The sequence below is a fragment of the Streptomyces sp. NPDC033270 genome, assembly GCF_055576575.1.
This window is the reverse complement of the sequence record NZ_JBVIRA010000015.1, coordinates 130,692-148,149: the sequence shown is the minus strand read 5'-3', so window position 1 is coordinate 148,149 and position 17,458 is coordinate 130,692. Positions and strand designations below refer to the sequence as shown.

Sequence of the window (17,458 nt, the reverse complement as noted above, 5' to 3'; positions counted from 1 at the left end):
GGAGCCCCCCCCTCCCCCCAGTGTGATACCCCCCCCCCCCCCCCCCCCCCCCCTCCGCGCCCCCCCCCCCCCCCCCTGGACCGGCCCTTCCTGATACGAGCCGAACGGCAGATCGCCGACGACCAGGCTGCGCTTGGTGCCCCGGACCACCGCGGCGGACAGCAGGGTGATCTCGTCCATGGTGACCGGGACGGTGGACTCGTAGCCGAGGTGGCAGTTGCCCATCGAGTCGCCGACGAGCAGGACCGGGATCCCGGCCTCGTCGAAGACGGAGGCGGTCATCGCGTCGTAGGCGGTGAGCATCGGCCACTTCTCGCCGCGCTCCTTGGCGGCGGCGATGTCGCGGACGGTGATCCGGCGCGAGCCGGTGCCTCCGTACAGCGACTTGCCGCGCTCCGAAGGGGGCTTCGCGGTGGACCCCGGGGTGGCCCCGGCGGCCGGCTCGGGAGCAGGCGAAAGCTGCGTCATGGTGACGGCTCCTGTTCGTCATCTCGAGGCACCCTGACGGTGTCCCCGGACTCCCCACCATGCTGGCACGGCCCGCACGCAAAGGAAAAGGGAGGGGGCACGGCAGGCTCCTGCCAGCGGCCGGCCGCGCGGGGGGCCACGCCGGGCGACCCGGCGCTTTTCGATACGGAACGGCCCCGTATCGAAATGCGTTAGGGTGTCGCCATGGCCACCTCATCCACCCCATCCGCCCCGGGGGAACCACCCGCCCGGCAGGTCCCCGACCGCATCCACCGCCGCCGCTGGGCGATCCTGTGCACGCTGATGCTCAGCCTGCTGATCGTGGTGCTGGACAACTCCATCCTCAACGTCGCCATGAAGACGATCGCCACGCCGGCGCCCACCGGCCTCGGTGCCACCCAGAGCGAGCTGGAGTGGGCGATCAACGCCTACACGCTGGTCTTCGCCGGGCTGCTGTTCACCTCCGGCCTGCTCGGCGACCGCCTCGGACGCAAGAAGGTGCTGCTCTTCGGCCTGGTGGTCTTCGGCACCGGCTCGGTGCTCGCCGCGTTCGCCGCCTCCCCCACCCAGCTGATCGTCTTCCGCGCCCTGATGGGCCTGGGCGGCGCGTTCGTGATGCCGGCCACCCTCGCCGTCCTGATGAACGTCTTCGAGCGCGAGGAGCAGCCGAGGGCCATCGGCGTGTGGGCCGGCGGCGTGGGCCTGGCCATCGCCATCGGACCGATCGCCGGCGGCGTGCTGCTGGACCACTTCTGGTGGGGCTCGGTCTTCCTCGTCAACGTCCCCATCGTGCTGATCGCGCTGGTCGCGATGCTGATCCTGGTACCCGACTCCAAGGACCCCAGCCCCGGGCGGCTGGACCCGGTCGGGGTGCTGCTGTCCGTCGTCGGCCTGGTCCTGCTGATCTACGGGATCATCAAGGGCGGTCAGCTCGCCGACTTCACCGACCCCCAGGTGTTCGGCACCATCGTCGGCGGCCTCGCCGTGCTGGCTGTGTTCGTGCTGCACCAGAAGCGCAGCGACCACCCGTCCATCGACATCGGCTACTTCCGCAGGCCCGCGTTCTCCGCGGCCATCGCCGCCATCGCCCTGGTCTTCTTCGCGCTCATGGGCGTCACGTTCTTCATCGTCTTCTACGTCCAGAGCGTGCGCGGCTACACCCCGTTCCAGTCCGGCCTGCTGCTCCTCCCGCTGGCCGCGGCCCAGCTGATCTTCGCGCCGCGGGCCCGGCTCGCCGTGGACCGCTACGGGGCCCGCGCGGTGTGCACCGCCAGCATGCTCGCGGTGGCCGCCACCATGGCGGGCCTGCTGCTGATGGACACCGACACCCCGATGTGGGTGATGGAGGTGCTGTTCTTCCTCCAGGGCGCCGGCATGGCGCACATCATGCCGCCGGTCACCGTCGCGATCATGCAGTCGCTGCCGCGCGAGAAGGCCGGCTCCGGCTCGGCGCTCAACAACGTCTTCCGGCAGGTCGGCGGCACCCTCGGCGTCGCGGTCCTCGGCTCGCTGCTGTCCACGACCTACCGCGACGGCATCCAGCACAAGCTCGACGCCCTGCCCGGCGTGCCCGCCGGCGCCCGGCACGCGGCCGGCGAGTCCATCGAGGCCACCCTCGGCCTCGCGGACCGGATGGGCGCCGCGGGCCGGCCGCTGGTCACCGCCGCCCACGACGCCTTCGTCCACGCCATACACGTCACCGCCCTCGGCTCGGCCGCCGTCTCGGTGATCGGTGCCCTGGTCGTGCTGGCCTTCCTGCCGGGCAAAATGGGACCGGCGCCGCAGTCGGCGGAGCCGCAGGACGAGCGGAAGGCGGGCGCAGCGCGATGACCCGGGCGGCGCAGGACCCCGAGGCGACGGCGGACCGGGCGGAGCCGGGGCCGGCGACCGCCGGGCGCCGCGGGCGGCCGCGCAGCGCCGAGGCCGACTCCGCCATCATCGAGGCGGTGCTGCGCCTGCTGGAGGACGGCGTCTCCATAGGCGAGTTGTCCATGGAGCGGATCGCCCGCGAGGCCGGCGTCGGCAAGGCCACGGTCTACCGCCGCTGGCCCGGCAAGAGCGCCCTGATGCTGGACGTCATGCGGTCGCTGGACGCCCAGAGCCCGCGGCTGCCGGGCGATTCGGTCCGCGACGACCTGGTCTGCCTGCTGGAGTTCCTGCGCCGCCGGGGGCTGGCCAAGCGCAACTCGGCGCTGCTGCGCACCCTCGTCAGCCATGTCCAGGCCCAGCCCGAGCTGTGGGCCGAGTACCACGACACCGTCGTACGGGCCCGCCATGAGGCGCTGCTCGGCGTCCTGCGGCGCGGTGTGGCCAACGGCGAGATCCGCACCGACCGCGATCTGGAGACCGTCGCCGACCTCTTCGTCGGCCCGATGCTGGCCCGCGCCATGCTCCACGAGCACAAGGAACTGCCCGAAGGGCTCGCCGAGGACATCGTCGACATGGTCCTGGAGGGCGTACGGCCCGGCCCCCGGGCGGCGGCGGGCTGACGGCCGGCCACCTCGCGCACACCCGGCGAACACCGCCGCGAAGGGCGCTCATATGACCGGATCATGCCCGTTGTGTCACAGCATCCGTCACGAACCCCGGGACCGGAACCCCGACCCGCCGCCGCGCCGTCCTCACATCCAAGAAGGCGCACCACGGATCTAAGAAAGTGCGTTACGGCGATCGCCTAGGGTCGTGGACCACAGGCGACGTGCGCACCGGAGCAAGGCAGTGAGGACAGCTACATGGCGCAGGCATACATGACGGAGCCGGGACAGGGGCAGGGGCCCGAGCGGGCCGGTTCCCGGGCCGGACGCCTGCGGAACTGGTGGCGCCCGGAGGGGATGTGGCGGCGCGGCATCGTGCTCGCGGTACTCGCCGTACTGCTCGGGCTGCTGATGATTCTGCACGCCCGGATCCCCAACGCCGTGGGAAACCTGGGCAGTCTGCTGGAGACGTTGCTGCCGTGGCTGGGCCTGTGCGTCCCGCTGCTGCTGCTCGCCGCGGTCCTGCGCCGCTCCGCAACGGCGCTGATCGCCCTCGTCCTGCCGGTCTTCGCGTGGGCCAACCTCTTCGGCGGCCAGATCACCGACAAGGCGGGCACCGGCGGCAATCTCACCGTCGTCACCCACAACGTCGACGCCGGCAACCCCGACCCGGCGGCCACCGCCAGGGACATCGTGGCGTCCGGCGCCGACGTGGTGGCCCTGGAGGAGCTGACCGGCGAGGCGCTGCCCACCTACCGCCAGGGCCTGGCGAAGGCGTACCCGTACCACACCGTGCAGGGCACCGTCGGCCTGTGGAGCAAGCGCCCGCTGTCCGACGCCCGGCCGGTGGACATCAAGATGGGCTGGACCCGCGCGCTGCGCGCCACCGTCACCGCCGCCGACGGTCAGCAGTTCGGCGTCTACGTCGCGCATCTGCCGTCGGTGCGGGTCAAGGTCGAGGCGGGCTTCACCGCCAACCAGCGCGACGGCAGCGCCGAGGCGCTGGGCGAGGCGATCGCCGCCGACCCGGTGCGCAAGATCATGCTGCTCGGCGACCTCAACGGGACCATGAACGACCGTTCGCTCGCCCCGGTCACCTCCCAGATGCGCTCCGCGCAGGGCGCGGCCGGCGACGGGTTCGGCTTCAGCTGGCCGGCGGCGTTCCCGATGGCCCGGATCGACCAGATCATGATGAAGGCGATGGATCCGGTCAAGGCGTGGGTCATGCCGTCGACGGGCAGCGACCATCTCCCGGTCGCCGCCTCGGTCAAGATCTGACCGAGGCCGACGGGCCGACGGGGCCGGCTGAGGCGGACGGGCCGACGCCGGCGGGCCTCCCCGACGAGCTGCCGAAACGCAGTCGTCATGCCCCGTTCCCGTTCCGGAATACTCGGGCTGGGAGACTTTGTTCCGTGAGAGAACTTACCTCTCCCCTTACGGACGTCCCCTGAAAGGTCTGGGTCTTTCATGCCCTTGGCTCTGCTCGCGCTCGCGATCTCGGCCTTCGGTATCGGCACCACGGAATTCGTGATGATGGGCCTGCTGCCCAACGTCGCGGACGATCTGGGCACCTCCGTGCCCACCGCCGGCTACCTCGTCTCCGCCTACGCCCTCGGCGTCGTCATCGGCGCCCCGCTGCTGACCGCCCTCGGCTCCCGCATCCCGCGCAAGCGGATGCTGGTACTGCTGATGGCGGTCTTCACGGTCGGCAACCTGGCCTCCGCCCTGGCCCCCGGCTTCGGCACACTGATCGCCGGGCGGCTGCTGGCCGGCCTCCCGCACGGCGCGTTCTTCGGCGTCGGCGCGGTGGTCGCCGCCCGGCTGGTGCGCGAGGGCCGCCAGGCCCGCGCGGTCGCCACCATGTTCCTCGGCCTGACCATCGCCAACATCGTCGGCGTCCCCGCCGCCACCCTCCTCGGCCAGCAGTTCGGCTGGCGCGCCACCTTCCTGATCGTGGCCGCCATCGGCCTGGTCGCGATGGCCGCCCTGGCCCGGCTGATCCCGCCGCTGCCGGCGCAGGAGCGCACCGGCCTGGCCCGCGAGCTGCGCGCCCTCGGCAGCCGTCAGGTCCTGCTCGGCCTGCTGACCACGGTCTTCGGCTTCGCCGGCATCTTCGCCGTCTACAGCTACCTGGCCTCGATGATGACCGAGGTCACCGGCTTCGCCGAGGGCTCGGTCCCGCTCGTCCTCGCCCTCTTCGGCATCGGCATGACGCTCGGCGCCCTCGCCGCGGGGCCCCTCACCGACCGCGCGCTGCGGCCGACCCTGTACGGCTCGCTGGCGGCCCTGGCCCTCGTCCTCGCCGCGTTCCACTTCACCGCCCAGGTCAAGTGGGCCGCCCTGGTCACCGTCGTCCTCATCGGCGCGGTCGGCTTCCTGACCACCACCCCCCTGCAGATGCTGGTCATGAACAAGGCCCAGCAGGCCCCGACGCTGGCCGCCGCCTCCAACCAGTCGGCCTTCAACCTGGCCAACGCGGGCGGCGCCTGGGTCGGCGGCCTGGCCCTGGCGGCCGACTGGGGCTGGACGTCGCCGACGCTGGTCGGCGCGGTGCTGGCCGCCGCCGGCCTGGCCGTCGCCGTCGTGGCGGGTCTGCTGGACCGCGGGTCCAAGGACGCGTCCCGCATCGTGGCGCGCAGCCGGGAGGCGGCCGCGGAGGCCGGTGCGACCACCGGGTAGGCCCGCCGCCGGGTGGGTCTACCCGGGGGGTGCCGGGTGAGGGCCCGTCAGCTGCCTTCCCGCCAGCGGTTGGTGATCGGCAGGCGGCGGTCCTTGCCGAAGCCCTTCGTGGAGATCTTCGGGCCGGGCGGGTACTGGCGGCGCTTGTACTCGGCGTGGTCGACCATCCGCAGGACGCGGGTGACCAGGGCCTCGTCGAAGCCCTGGGCGATGATGTCCTCGCGGCCGCGGTCGCGGTCGACGTAGAGCTCCAGGACGCGGTCGAGGACGTCGTAGTCGGGCAGCGAGTCGGTGTCGACCTGGCCGGGACGGAGTTCGGCGCTCGGCGGCTTGGTGAGGGTGTTCTCCGGGATCGGCGGGGTCTGGCCGCGGTCGGCGGCGGCCTCGTTGCGCCAGCGGGCGAGTTGGTAGACGACGGATTTGTAGACGTCCTTGATGGGGCCGTAGCCGCCCACCGAGTCGCCGTAGAGCGTCGAATAGCCGCAGGCCAGCTCGGACTTGTTGCCGGGGGCGAGGACCAGGTGGCCCTCCTGGTTGGAGATGGCCATCAGGGTCGTGCCGCGCAGCCGGGACTGGAGGTTCTCCTCGGCGAGGCCGGTGAGGGAGAGGGACTCCATGTACGCGTCGAACATCGGGCCGATCGGGACCGTGCGGAAGGACAGGCCCGTACGGCGGGCGAGTTCGGCGGCGTCGGTGAGGGAGTGGTCGGAGGAGTAGCGCGAGGGCATCGCCACGGCGTGGACATGGGCGGGGCCCAGCGCGTCGCAGGCGATCGCGGCGACCAGCGCGGAGTCGATCCCGCCGGAGAGGCCGAGCACGACGCTGTGGAAGCCGTTCTTGGCGACGTACGCGCGCAGGCCGACGACCAGCGCGGTGTAGACCTCTTCGAGGTCGCCGAGGCGTTCGGCCCGCCCGCCGGGGGTCTCGGCGGGGTAGGGCGGCAGCGGTTCGGGGGAGAGCGTGAGGTGGTCGACGCGCAGGCCGTCGTCCAGGACGCCACAGGGGGGTTCGGGCGCCGCGGCCGGCAGGTCGAGGTCGACCAGGACACAGCCCTCCGCGAACTGCGGCGCCCGCGCGATCACCCCGCCGTCCTTGTCGACGACGATCGAGTCGCCGTCGAAGACCAGCTCGTCCTGGCCGCCGATCATCGCCAGATAGGCCGTGGTGCAGCCGGCCTCCTGGGCGCGCTTGCGGACCAGCTCCAGGCGGGTGTCGTCCTTGTCCCGCTCGTAGGGGGAGGCGTTGATGGACACCAGCAGCCCGGCGCCGGCGCTGCGGGTCGCCGGGACCCGGCCGCCGTCCTGCCACAGGTCCTCGCAGATGGCGAGTGCGACATCGACGCCGTGCACCCGTACGACGGGCAGCGTGTCACCGGGGACGAAGTAGCGGAACTCGTCGAAGACGCCGTAGTTGGGAAGGTGGTGCTTGGCGAAGGTGAGCGCCACCTCGCCGCCGTGCAGCACGGCCGCGGCGTTCTGGGGCGCGCCGGCGGGGCGTCCGTAGCGCGGCCCGGCCTGCTCGCCGCGGTCGAGGTAGCCGACGACGACGGGGAGGCCGCCCAGGCCCTCGTCGGCCAGCCGCCCGGCCAGCGTCCGCAGCGCGACGCGGCTCGCCTCGACGAACGACGGCCGCAGCGCGAGGTCCTCGACGGGGTAGCCGGTCAGCGCCATCTCGGGGAACGCGACGAGGTGCGCGCCCTGGCCGGCGGCGTGCCGGGTCCAGTGCACGATCGTCTCCGCGTTCTGGGCGAGATCGCCGACGCAGGAATCGATCTGGTTGAGGGCGAGACGAAGTTGAGGCACCCCGCCAGTGTAATCGTCTTTCTGACGCAATGGGTGGCCCGCGGGCTTCGCGGGCCACCCTTACCCAAGCTCTCAAGGAGCAGGGGCCCCATCAGTGACCGGAAGGGACCCTCAGCCGAGGGGGCGGATGCCGTCCGTCACTTCGGCAGCCGGTAGCCGAGGACCGTCATCATCCCGGACTCCGAGTGGTAGATGTTGTGGCAGTGCATCATCCACAGGCCGGGGTTGTCGGCGTCGAAATCGACGGCGAGCTTCTTGCCCGGCAGCATGATCGTGGTGTCCTTTCGGGGGCCGCCGCCGGGCAGCGCGAAGGTGTGCCCGTGCAGATGCATCGGGTGCCACATCTTGGTCTTGTTGCGGAAGATGATCCGCACCCGCTCCCCTTGTTCCACGGGGTACCGCTGCGACGGGGTGTACGGCTTCTCGTTGATCGCCCAGTTCCACTTCTCCATCGTGCCGGTGAGGTTCATCTTGAGGGTGCGGTCGGGTTCGCGGTCATCGAGCAGGCACGATTCGTCGCCCTTGAGGTCGCCCGCGCTCAGCCCCCCGCTGCGCAGCTCCTTCGGGCGGATCTTGGGGTCGGGGGCGTCGCCGCTCCCGGTGCGCAGCAGGGCCTGCGCGGTCTGGTTGTTCTTGCCCGCGGAGAGCGCGGTGAACGGGAAGACCCCGTCCTTGGCCGTGACCAGGACGTCGTAGCGCTCGGCCATGCCGATCAGCAGGCTGTCGGTCTTCTGGTGCGTCACCGGGAAGCCGTCGGTGTGCGTCACGGTCAGCTGGTGGTCGCCGAGCGCGACCCGGTAGGCGGTGTCGCCGCTGGCGTTGATGATCCGGATCCGGATGCGGTCGCCGGGCTTGGCGCGGAAGGTTTCGCGGTCGTCGCGCGTCTTGCCGTTGATCAGGTGGTACGGATGTTCTACGGTGCCCGAGAAGTCGTCGTCGTCCATCCGGCCCATGTTCCTCAGCATCCGGGACGCGGCGGCGCGGGAGCGCCTGTCGTTCCGGTGCGTCATCTGCAGCTCGCCATGGCCCATGGGGCCGTCGGGCTTGTCCTTGTTCAGCTCGGCCAGGATCGCGTCCGGGGTGGCGCCGTCGACCCCGTCGAGCCAGTCGTCGATCACGATAATCCACTCCTTGTCGTAGGAGAGCGGCTCTTCGGGGTCGTCGACGATCAGCGGTGCGTACAGCCCGCGGTCCAGCTGCACGCCGACGTGCGGGTGGAGCCAGTGCGTACCGGGCGTGGAGGCCGCGAACAGGTAGTTGAAGGAGTGGCCGGGCCTGACCTCCCGCTGGGTGATGCCGGGGACACCGTCCATGTCGTTGCGCAGCTGCAGCCCGTGCCAGTGGATGGTGGTGGACTGCGGGAGGCGGTTGTGCAGGGTCAGCGCGATCCGCTCACCTGCGGTGACCCGGATCGCCCGGCCCGGCAGCCGGTCGCCGTACGCCCAGGTGTCGACGGTCACGCCGCCCAGGTCGAGCTTGGTCTCGGAGGCGGTCAGCGAGAAGGCCCGTACGGGGCCCTTGCCCCGCTCGATCTCGGTCTCGGCGACCTCGGCGCCGGAGGGGGAGACATAGCCGGACGGGGGGCGGTCGTCGCGGCCGTTGGGGGCGCCCCCGCCGTGCCTGGTGTCCGGGGCGGTGGATGCGAGGGATCGGGAGGCCAGCAGCCCGCTTCCGGCGGCGGCGAGTCCCGCGCCGAGCACGGCGCGGCGGGAGTGCGTACGCATAGGGAAAGCACCTCGTGGCGATGTCGGTGTGAAGGGTGGTCTGTTCGGGGGCGCTGCCGCGGACTCCGGAGCGTCGGCGGAGGGCGCTCCTACACGCGCGGCACCGACAGTGGGGCGAGGAGTTGGGGACGCGGCGGCGCGGATATTGGCCACTGGCCGCGCGGCAGCCGGGTGCGCAGTGCCGCGAGGGCGGGGGAGGCGAGCGGGTCGGCGATCGGCGCGGTGAACGGCAGCAGGCAGCCGCGGCACACGGCGGCCTCGCCCTGTTCCCGCATCGCGGACCTCCCGACGAAATGACCTCTGGGCGGCCGCCCCGCGGACCGCCACCACTGAAATCTACCCCCGAGGGGTATGGGTCTCCCAGCGCTGTCCGCCGAACGGAGTGGCGCCTGCATATCCTGGGCCTCCACCCGAGACAGCACGACCCACCACCAACAGCAACCCACAACGGCTCCGCCCTGGCCCATGCCCACGTACCCGAGACGGATGTCCTTGACCCGCACCCGCCGCTCCGCCGCCGCCCGCCGCAGGGTGGCCGCCACCCTGCTGCTGCTCGGCGCCGCCGCGTACACCGCGTGGGTGCTGGAGGTGGTGCTCGCCACCGGCCTCGACCCCGTGCAGGCGTACGTCAGTGAGCTGGCCGCCGCCGATCAGCCGCTCGGCGGACTCTTCCGCGCCACCGACCTCCTCGCCGGTCTGCTGGTGCTGGCCGGTGCGGTGACCGCCCTGCCGACGACCGGGCGCGGACCCTGGGCGACGGCCGGCTGGGCCGCGCTGGCGCTCTTCGGCGCCGCCACCGCCGTCGACTCCCGGCTGCCGCTGAGCTGCGCGCCGACCAGCGATCCGGTGTGTGCGGCCCGGGAGACCGCCGGGCTGGTGCCGGCCACCCACACCGCGCACGCCCTCAGCAGCTCCTGCGCGATGCTCGGCGCGCTCGCCGCGCTGGTCCTGCTGACCTTCGCCGCCCGGCGCTACGACCGCTGGCCGCCGCTGGGCCGCTTCGGCCCCGCCCTGGTGCTCGCCGAACTGGCCGCCACCCTCTGGACGCTGGCCTCCGTCGCGGCGTTCAGCGCCGGCCGGGGCACCTGGGCCCTGGGCGCCGGCCAGCGACTGCAGGTCCTGCTGGTCGCCCTGTACATCGCGCTGCTCGCGGTCTGCGTGGCCAGGTCCGGACCCGCGGGGGCGGCGGGAGAACGGGCATCGGCGAAGCCGGCACCCCGAGAACCCGCAGCAGGACGAGGAGACCGATGAACCGACACCCGCGCCCGCTGCCCGCCCCCGGCCGGTTCCTGCGCGTCGACGGCGTCGCGCTGCACGTCCTGACCGAGGGGAGCGGCCCGGTCTGCGTCCTGAGCGGCGGTCTGGGGATGGCCTGGTTCGACTGGGACGCGGTCGCCGCGCTGCTCGCCCCGTACCGCACCGTCGTCCGCTTCGACCGCCCCGGACTCGGCCTGAGCGCCCCGGCGCCCGCGCCGCCCACCGTCGCCGCCGAGGCGGACCGGCTCGCCCACCTCCTCGACGCGCTCGGCCACTTCGGCCCGGCCACCGTCGTCGGTCACTCGCTCGCCGGGTTCCACGCCGAGGCGTTCGCCCGGCTGTACCCGGCCCGCTGCGCCGGGCTCGTCCTCGTCGACGGCAGTATCGAGGACGATCCGCGGCCCCGGCTGCCGCGCGCGGTGCGCACCGCCTGGGCGGGCGGCCTGGCCGGCGCGCTGTCCGCCGCCGGGCTGGCGCACGTACTGGGACCGGCGACCCGCCGCCTCATAGGGCGCGCCGCGACCGTCGGCAGCCATCCGCCGCACCCGTGGGAGCGCGCCGGCTACCGCACCAGCCGGGTGGTGCGGGCCTGTGCCCTGGAGAACGCGACCTACCCCTACCAGGCCGCCGAGCTCGCGGCGCTGCGCAGGGACCGTCCACTGCCCGATCTGCCGGTGACGGTCCTGGCGGCGTACGACGGCAGCGAGACGGCCGGGCAGCTGCGCTGGCTGGAGCGGCAGCGGGCGCTCGCCGCGGAGCTGGGCGGCCGGTTCGCGGTCGCCGCGCCCGCGGGTCATCTCGTGATGGCCGATGTGCCGGAGTCGGTGGCGCAGGCGGTGCTGGACCTGTCGGGGACGGGGCGGGACGCGACGGCGCCGTTCGCCTGAGTCCCGGCCGCCCGCGGGGCGCGACCACGCGAAAACGCGAAAACGCGAAAACGCAAGACCCGACCCCCTCAACAGCGGGTCAACGACACCTCCCGCCCGCTTCAAGATCGGGCCAAGCCCCCCGATTGGCATGGCCGGCCGCGCTGAGCGGGCGCACCGTGGGAAGGATCGGGGGCAAGGGTTACGGGACGGCGGTTCTGATTCAGGCCAAGGGTGCGTAATGTGACGGTAACCCCCTCACGTGATACTGGTGTGCCACGCACGATCTTCCCCGTGCGTGGACAGGCCGATTGACCTGCAAGGATTGGTGACCCATGGACAAGCAGCAGGAGTTTGTGCTCCGTACGCTCGAGGAGCGCGACATCCGCTTCGTACGGCTGTGGTTCACCGATGTCCTCGGGTTCCTCAAGTCCGTCGCGGTCGCGCCGGCCGAGCTGGAGCAGGCCTTCGACGAGGGCATCGGCTTCGACGGCTCGGCCATCGAGGGCTTCGCCCGGGTGTACGAATCCGACATGATCGCCAAGCCGGACCCGGGCACCTTCCAGATCCTGCCCTGGCGTGCCGAGGCCCCCGGCACCGCCAGGATGTTCTGCGACATCCTGATGCCGGACGGGTCGCCGTCGTACGCCGACCCCCGGTACGTCCTCAAGCGCATCCTGGCCAAGACCTCCGACCTCGGGTTCACCTTCTACACCCACCCGGAGATCGAGTTCTTCCTGCTGAAGGACAAGCCCGTCGACGGCTCCCGGCCGATCCCCGGCGACTCCTCCGGCTACTTCGACCACACCCCGCAGAACGTCGGCATGGACTTCCGCCGGCAGGCCATCACGATGCTGGAGTCCATGGGCATCTCGGTGGAGTTCAGCCACCACGAGGGCGCCCCCGGTCAGCAGGAGATCGACCTGCGGTACGCCGACGCGCTCTCGACCGCCGACAACATCATGACGTTCCGGCTGGTCATGAAGCAGGTGGCGCTGGAGCAGGGCGTCCAGGCGACGTTCATGCCCAAGCCGTTCTCGGAGTACCCGGGCTCCGGCATGCACACCCACCTCTCGCTCTTCGAGGGCGACCGCAACGCCTTCCACGAGTCCGGCTCGGAGTACCAGCTCTCCAAGGTGGGGCGCTCGTTCATCGCCGGTCTGCTGCGGCACGCCGGGGAGATCTCCGCCGTCACCAACCAGTGGGTCAACTCCTACAAGCGCATCTGGGGCGGCACCAACCGCACCGCGGGCGCCGGCGGCGAGGCCCCCTCGTACATCTGCTGGGGCCACAACAACCGCTCCGCGCTGATCCGCGTGCCCATGTACAAGCCCGGAAAGATGGGCTCGACCCGGGTCGAGGTCCGCTCGATCGACTCCGGCGCCAACCCGTACCTGACCTACGCGGTGCTGCTCGCCGCCGGCCTCAAGGGCATCGAGGACGGCTACGAGCTGCCGGCCGGCGCCGACGACGACGTGTGGGCGCTGTCGGACTCGGAGCGCCGGGCGATGGGCATCGAGCCGCTGCCGCAGAACCTCGGCGAGGCCATCGACCTGATGGAGCGCAGCGAACTGGTCGCCGAGACCCTCGGTGAGCACGTCTTCGACTTCTTCCTGCGCAACAAGAAGCAGGAGTGGGAGGAGTACAGGTCGGAGGTCACCGCCTTCGAGCTGCGCAAGATGCTGCCCGTGCTGTAACCGCAGGTCAGAGCGACTGTGAAGGCTGAACGGCGTGGGGGCCTACGGTAGTTGACCGTAGGCCCCACCGTTCGTCTCACTCGCCCCGGGCCGCCTCTGGGCCGTCCGGCGCCGAATCGGCCCCCTCGTACAGGCTGTCCACGGCCCTGCGCGTTCGCCCCTCACTGCTCGGCAAGAGGTGCGTGTAGACCCGGAGCGTGAACCCGGGGTCGGTGTGCCCCAGGTATGTGCTCAGCGCCTTGATGTTCTCGCCCGCGTCCAGCAGGACGGAAGCGTAGAAGTGCCGTAGCGCGTGCATGCCATCCTCGCGCGCTGACAGATGACGCTCCCCGGGCCGGGGCTCCGGGATGACGCCGGCCGTCACGAGAGCGGGCTTCCATACCCGCGTATTGAAGTCCGTCCGCCGGACCGCCCCGCCACCGTCAGTACGTGTGAAGAGCAGGCGCTTGGTCACCAGCGGGCCGTCCGGCCGAAGCCAGGGCAGCTTCACCGCGACCGGCGAATACGCTTCCATGTGCCGCTTGAGCACGTGGGCAACGCGGTCCGGTAGGGGAACGTCGCGTTCCTTGTCGCGCTTCGGCCGGGCGAACACGAGCTTCCCGCCCGAGATCTTCACCTGGAGGGCGACGTGCAGCCAACCCGTATCGAAGCTGATTGCGTCCTCCGTGAGGCCGAAGATCTCGCCTTGCCTGAGTCCGCATCCTCCCCCGATGTCGACCATCGCTCGGTACTCCTCGGGAAGCGCGGCGCGCACAGCGAACGCGCGCTGCCGGGTCCATGGCGTGACTCGTTGCCCGCTGGGTGCCGGCGCCCGCACGCTGCTGGCCTGGCACGGGTTCCGGTGCAAATAGTCGTCGTCCACGGCGGCCGTGAACACGGCTGACACGCTGGCGAAGATGACGCGGCGGTAGGAAGAAGCAGGCACCGCCCGCTCCAACTCACTGAGCCAGTCCCGAATGTGTTCCGGTTTGAAGGAACCAAGAGGTCGCGTCCCCAGATATGGGATCGCGTGACGTCGAATCTGGACGGACACCGGTTCGCGGGTCGTCGGGTCGGTCGTCTGAGCCTGAAGCCACTTCTCGGCGTACTGCCGGAAGGTTGTCCGGCTGTCCTTCGGGTCGACGTACCGGCCGCCTTCCATATCGGCCTGGATCTTCAACAGCCACTTCTCGGCAAGACGCTTCTTGCCGTCGGGGAAGCTCTGGGACTTCTCGCTCCCGTCGGGGCCGACGTAGCGGGCGCGGTAACGCATGCCGGTGCCGTGGCGGTCGGTCTTGACGCGACGGGGCTTGCCGTCGGGGCCTGGCTCGGTCTTGTACCACCGGTCTTGGATGTGGCCGGCCATAGGGCGCTTCCTCCGGGAGAGAGGCAGGGCGGGGCCAGTTGGCCCCGCCCTGCGGGTTGTTTTTTCGGTTGCCTCGGCGTTGTCAGGCGGCTTCGTCGTCAGCCATCTGCTGTTCGGTCCAGGCGCGGACGGCGGCGGGGTCGTAGCGGAGGTGCTTGCCGACGCGGAAGCCGCGCGGGCCGGTGCGCTTCTTACGCCACTGGTAGACGGTCTCCAGCGGGACGCCGAAGAGGGCGGCTATGTCCTCGGGTGTGAGGTAGCGGTCCGGGAGTCCGCCCCGGAGCGCGACTGTGGCGGGTGCTGCTGCCATGCGCTGTCTCCTTCGCTGGCCATGTACGCAGGCGTCTTGGTCTGTGCCTGTCCGAGGTTCGGATTTCTGCGTCACCTGCGTCATCTGCGTCATTCGTCGCTCTGACCTGCGCTTTCGTGGTGACGCAGCACGGTGGGGGTGCGTCACCGGTGACGCGGGCCTCCGTCATCGGGTGACGCAGATGACGCAGGATGACGCAGGATTCGGCCGTCTGCGTCACCCGTCTTCCGGCAGGTCACGGGCCGTTTTCGGGGTGTGGGTGACGCAGGTGACGCAGCGTCCCTCTACTTCGGACAAAGAGGGGGTGGTGTCTGTTGTGGTGGCGGCTCAGAGAGTGAAGAAGGAGCCGCTTCGCGGCGCGACCATCGCAGGGCGGCGGTGCCGCCGAACAGCAAGAGGAGCACGCGGCGACGGGTGCTCCTCTTGCTTGTGCGGGCGGTCGTGGTGCCCTGCGGTCAGAAGGCCGCTTCCTGTTCCGGTGAGGGCGGCGAGGCGGCCGGCCGCGCGATCTCGATGTAGCGGGATGTCTTGGTGCGTCCCCAGTCGATGAGGACGCCCCGGGCGGCGAGGGTGGGCTGAAGGCGCTTGAGCCGGTCGGAGAGCACCTTGCCGGTGGTCGGCCACCCTTTAGGCAGGGGACGGAAATCCTCGCCCGTGTAGAGGCCCGTGAGGCAGTGCAGCCACTCGGCGGAAGTCATCCGCTGCTCGGTGCCCGGGTCGACGCCGGCGGCGTGCTTGAGCACCGTTTGTGCCAACAGGTCGCCCTCGATGACGTCGTCGTTGAGGTCGTCCAGGCTGGCCCGGTAGGCGGCGAGCGCTCCCAGACCGGTGGCCGCGTCGAGCTGCGCGCACAGGTGCGCGAAGTCGGCCATGCGCAGGTCGGTCGGGATGTCCGCCTCTGCGGCCCGCACCTGCACTGTGAGGTCCAGGAGCGAACCGAGGATGACGGGCAGGACCTCTGCGAAGTCGGACCACAGTTCAGCTTCGGTGCGTCGGACCCGGGGGCGTTCCAGGCGCAGGGGCAGGAGCCGTTCGGCGAGGTCGGGCCGGATCACGCCGACGTCGATGCCGGTCAGGAGTAGGGGGCGGCGGTAGCCGATGCGGAAGACGTCCCCGTCGGTGAACAGGGCGCGCTTGACGTTCTCGGCCCCGGTCACGATGCAGCACATCGCGTCGGACAGCTCCGGGGTCATGTGGGAGAGGTTGTCCAGCGCGGTGACCCATCCGGCCGCCACCGCCGTGATCAGGTTCTCCTCATCCTTCGGGGCCCGGCGCAGGTCCCCGGTCATGCCCTCGATGATCCGCACGAGCATGCGCCCGCCGGTGGACTTGCCGGCGCCCTGCGGGCCGGTGAGGAACGGTGCCGGGACGGGCACCGTCGGGCCCAGGCAGCCGATGAGCCACGCAAGGGCTAGGCACTCGGTCTCCGCAGTGGCGAAGTTGCACAGCCGCATCAGGAGATCGACGCCCTTGCCGTCGGTGTCCTTGACCGGCAAGGGCAGTTCCCCCGTGAGCTGGGTACGCCGCCAGCAGACTTCCTGCGGGTCGGGGGTGCGGATGTCCCACCCGGTGGGGTGGATGCGCACGGACTGACCGTCGCTGCGCCCCAGGTCCAGCCACGTCGCCCCGTCGAATCCGGGGGCGACGCGAATGTGCACGGGCTGGACGTCCTCGGTCAGCGCCAACGCTTCGATCAGGTCAAGCGCTTCCTTCATCGCAGTGCCGTTGAAGACGCCGATGCCGTCCGTGAACAGTCCGACCATGAGTTCCTGCCGGTGGCTTCCCGTCGTGCCCTGGGAGCGGATCGGGCGGGCCACGGGGTGGCCGTTCTTCTGCGCGTACACGGTGCCGTCGGCCGTGCGGAAGTACCGGAAGTGCGCCTGTGCGTAGTCGGTGATGATCTCGCGGGCCGGGTTCTTGTCGTCGTCGGCCACGGTCACAGTCCCAACCGGGCGAGAGCGTTCGTCCACGCCTCCGTGCAGTGCCGGGGCGATTCACCCTTGGTCTGCGCGGCGGTGAACAGCCGCGTGACGTGGGTGTCGGTGAGGCAGCCGCACCGGCCGTGCGTGGACAGCACGGCGAGGAACGTCCGGTACACGGTCGCGTGGACCGCGCTGGACGCTTCGGTGATGTGCTGCTCTGCCATGGCGATGCCCCGTTCCAAGTAGGCAGGCGTGCGGTGCCGACACTCCCCGCCCCCGGTGCCGGTAGGCGCGGCCACAAACGGCGCCGGGCGGACCGTGGGAGGCTCCTTGGCGGCCAGTGCACGCACGACGTCCGGCAGGTCGGCCATCGTGCCGGTGCCGGGCCCGAGGTAGCGGGCGTAGGCCATGGTCGACTTGATGTCGACGCCAGGGCGCACCGCGTTCACGGAGCGCATGGCGCCCCGGTAGATCCAGTGCTCACCGCGAGTCGTCGGCACGGTCCGCGTGGCGGGCAGGGAGATGCGGGCCCACGCGATGGCGTCTGCGTCGTCCAGGTCGACCACGGTCAGCCCGGCGCCGCCGGGGTGGTAGCCGACGCACACCGCCTCCCGCCACGCCGCCGCCCACGGGGGCGAGACGATGACGGCCGGGTCGGTGGTCGCGGCGGCCCACGCGTGGCACGGGGCCGGGCACCGGCACGGGCCCGGGGTCTTCATGTTCGGTCGGCCGCCGCACGCGTTCGCCTTGCATGCACGGCAGTTGCCGAACGGGACCTTTCCCGACCGCAGGGGCAGCGGTGGCATGCCGGCCGCCGCCAGGGTGAGCGCCACTCGCCGGATAGGGGTCTGTTGGGTCATGCTGGGAGACCTCCACAGGTCTGTTGATGGCAGGTGGACAAGGGCGGCCCCGGA

The 17,458-nt window shown here is 71.3% G+C and carries 15 protein-coding genes; 7 read left to right on the top strand and 8 right to left on the bottom strand.

The genetic code is table 11. The features are described from left to right. Positions 1-468, bottom strand: a 468-nt coding sequence (locus ACZ5XZ_RS21790; protein ID WP_468980437.1) for a 3-methyl-2-oxobutanoate hydroxymethyltransferase, incomplete at its 3' end; no start/stop codon positions are given. Between the two features lie 204 nt (positions 469-672). On the opposite strand from ACZ5XZ_RS21790, the gene ACZ5XZ_RS21785 reads away from it, so the two are divergent. From ACZ5XZ_RS21785 to ACZ5XZ_RS21770, 4 genes are all read left to right on the top strand, one after another. Further along, positions 673-2,298, top strand: a complete 1,626-nt coding sequence (locus ACZ5XZ_RS21785; RefSeq protein ID WP_468980435.1) for an MFS transporter — start codon at positions 673-675, stop codon at positions 2,296-2,298. Next, positions 2,295-2,957, top strand: a complete 663-nt coding sequence (locus ACZ5XZ_RS21780; RefSeq protein WP_468980433.1) for a TetR/AcrR family transcriptional regulator — start codon at positions 2,295-2,297, stop codon at positions 2,955-2,957. The genes ACZ5XZ_RS21785 and ACZ5XZ_RS21780 overlap by 4 nt, the downstream gene beginning before the upstream one ends. Before the next feature lie 258 nt (positions 2,958-3,215). Then, entirely contained in the window at positions 3,216-4,220 is a 1,005-nt protein-coding gene (locus ACZ5XZ_RS21775; protein WP_468980546.1) for an endonuclease/exonuclease/phosphatase family protein, read from the top strand. A 189-nt stretch (positions 4,221-4,409) separates the two neighbouring features. After that, positions 4,410-5,621, top strand: coding sequence for an MFS transporter (locus tag ACZ5XZ_RS21770; RefSeq protein ID WP_468980431.1), 1,212 nt, complete (start codon positions 4,410-4,412; stop codon positions 5,619-5,621). Positions 5,622-5,668: 47 nt separating this feature from the next. On the opposite strand, the gene ACZ5XZ_RS21765 is transcribed toward ACZ5XZ_RS21770, so the two are convergent. From ACZ5XZ_RS21765 to ACZ5XZ_RS21755, 3 genes are all read right to left on the bottom strand, one after another. Further along, positions 5,669-7,423, bottom strand: coding sequence for an NAD+ synthase (locus tag ACZ5XZ_RS21765; protein ID WP_468980429.1), 1,755 nt, complete (start codon positions 7,421-7,423; stop codon positions 5,669-5,671). 137 nt (positions 7,424-7,560) lie between these two features. Next, positions 7,561-9,147 (bottom strand): multicopper oxidase family protein, encoded by a 1,587-nt coding sequence (locus ACZ5XZ_RS21760; protein ID WP_468980426.1) that lies wholly within the window; start codon positions 9,145-9,147, stop codon positions 7,561-7,563. A gap of 89 nt (positions 9,148-9,236) precedes the next feature. Next, complete coding sequence (locus ACZ5XZ_RS21755; RefSeq protein ID WP_468980423.1) at positions 9,237-9,422, bottom strand: hypothetical protein; 186 nt, start codon at positions 9,420-9,422, stop codon at positions 9,237-9,239. Between the two features lie 211 nt (positions 9,423-9,633). On the opposite strand from ACZ5XZ_RS21755, the gene ACZ5XZ_RS21750 reads away from it, so the two are divergent. From ACZ5XZ_RS21750 to ACZ5XZ_RS21740, 3 genes are all read left to right on the top strand, one after another. Beyond that, on the top strand, positions 9,634-10,398 hold the full coding sequence (locus tag ACZ5XZ_RS21750) for a DUF998 domain-containing protein (protein WP_468980421.1): 765 nt from the start codon (positions 9,634-9,636) through the stop codon (positions 10,396-10,398). Next, on the top strand, positions 10,395-11,291 hold the full coding sequence (locus tag ACZ5XZ_RS21745) for an alpha/beta fold hydrolase (RefSeq protein ID WP_468980418.1): 897 nt from the start codon (positions 10,395-10,397) through the stop codon (positions 11,289-11,291). Before ACZ5XZ_RS21750 ends, ACZ5XZ_RS21745 begins: the two co-directional genes overlap by 4 nt. Before the next feature lie 314 nt (positions 11,292-11,605). Further along, positions 11,606-12,967, top strand: a complete 1,362-nt coding sequence (locus tag ACZ5XZ_RS21740) for a glutamine synthetase family protein (protein WP_468980415.1) — start codon at positions 11,606-11,608, stop codon at positions 12,965-12,967. A gap of 76 nt (positions 12,968-13,043) precedes the next feature. Here ACZ5XZ_RS21740 and ACZ5XZ_RS21735 read toward each other — a convergent pair whose 3' ends face one another. The 4 genes from ACZ5XZ_RS21735 to ACZ5XZ_RS21720 form a co-directional block, all read right to left on the bottom strand. Then, positions 13,044-14,312, bottom strand: coding sequence for a tyrosine-type recombinase/integrase (locus tag ACZ5XZ_RS21735; RefSeq protein WP_430978834.1), 1,269 nt, complete (start codon positions 14,310-14,312; stop codon positions 13,044-13,046). Positions 14,313-14,394: 82 nt separating this feature from the next. Further along, positions 14,395-14,622 (bottom strand): helix-turn-helix transcriptional regulator, encoded by a 228-nt coding sequence (locus ACZ5XZ_RS21730; RefSeq protein ID WP_430978835.1) that lies wholly within the window; start codon positions 14,620-14,622, stop codon positions 14,395-14,397. Positions 14,623-15,077: 455 nt separating this feature from the next. Further along, entirely contained in the window at positions 15,078-16,562 is a 1,485-nt protein-coding gene (locus tag ACZ5XZ_RS21725; protein WP_468980412.1) for an ATP-binding protein, read from the bottom strand. Next, positions 16,559-17,404 (bottom strand): bifunctional DNA primase/polymerase, encoded by an 846-nt coding sequence (locus tag ACZ5XZ_RS21720; RefSeq protein WP_430978837.1) that lies wholly within the window; start codon positions 17,402-17,404, stop codon positions 16,559-16,561. The genes ACZ5XZ_RS21725 and ACZ5XZ_RS21720 overlap by 4 nt, the downstream gene beginning before the upstream one ends. Positions 17,405-17,458: the final 54 nt, after the last annotated feature.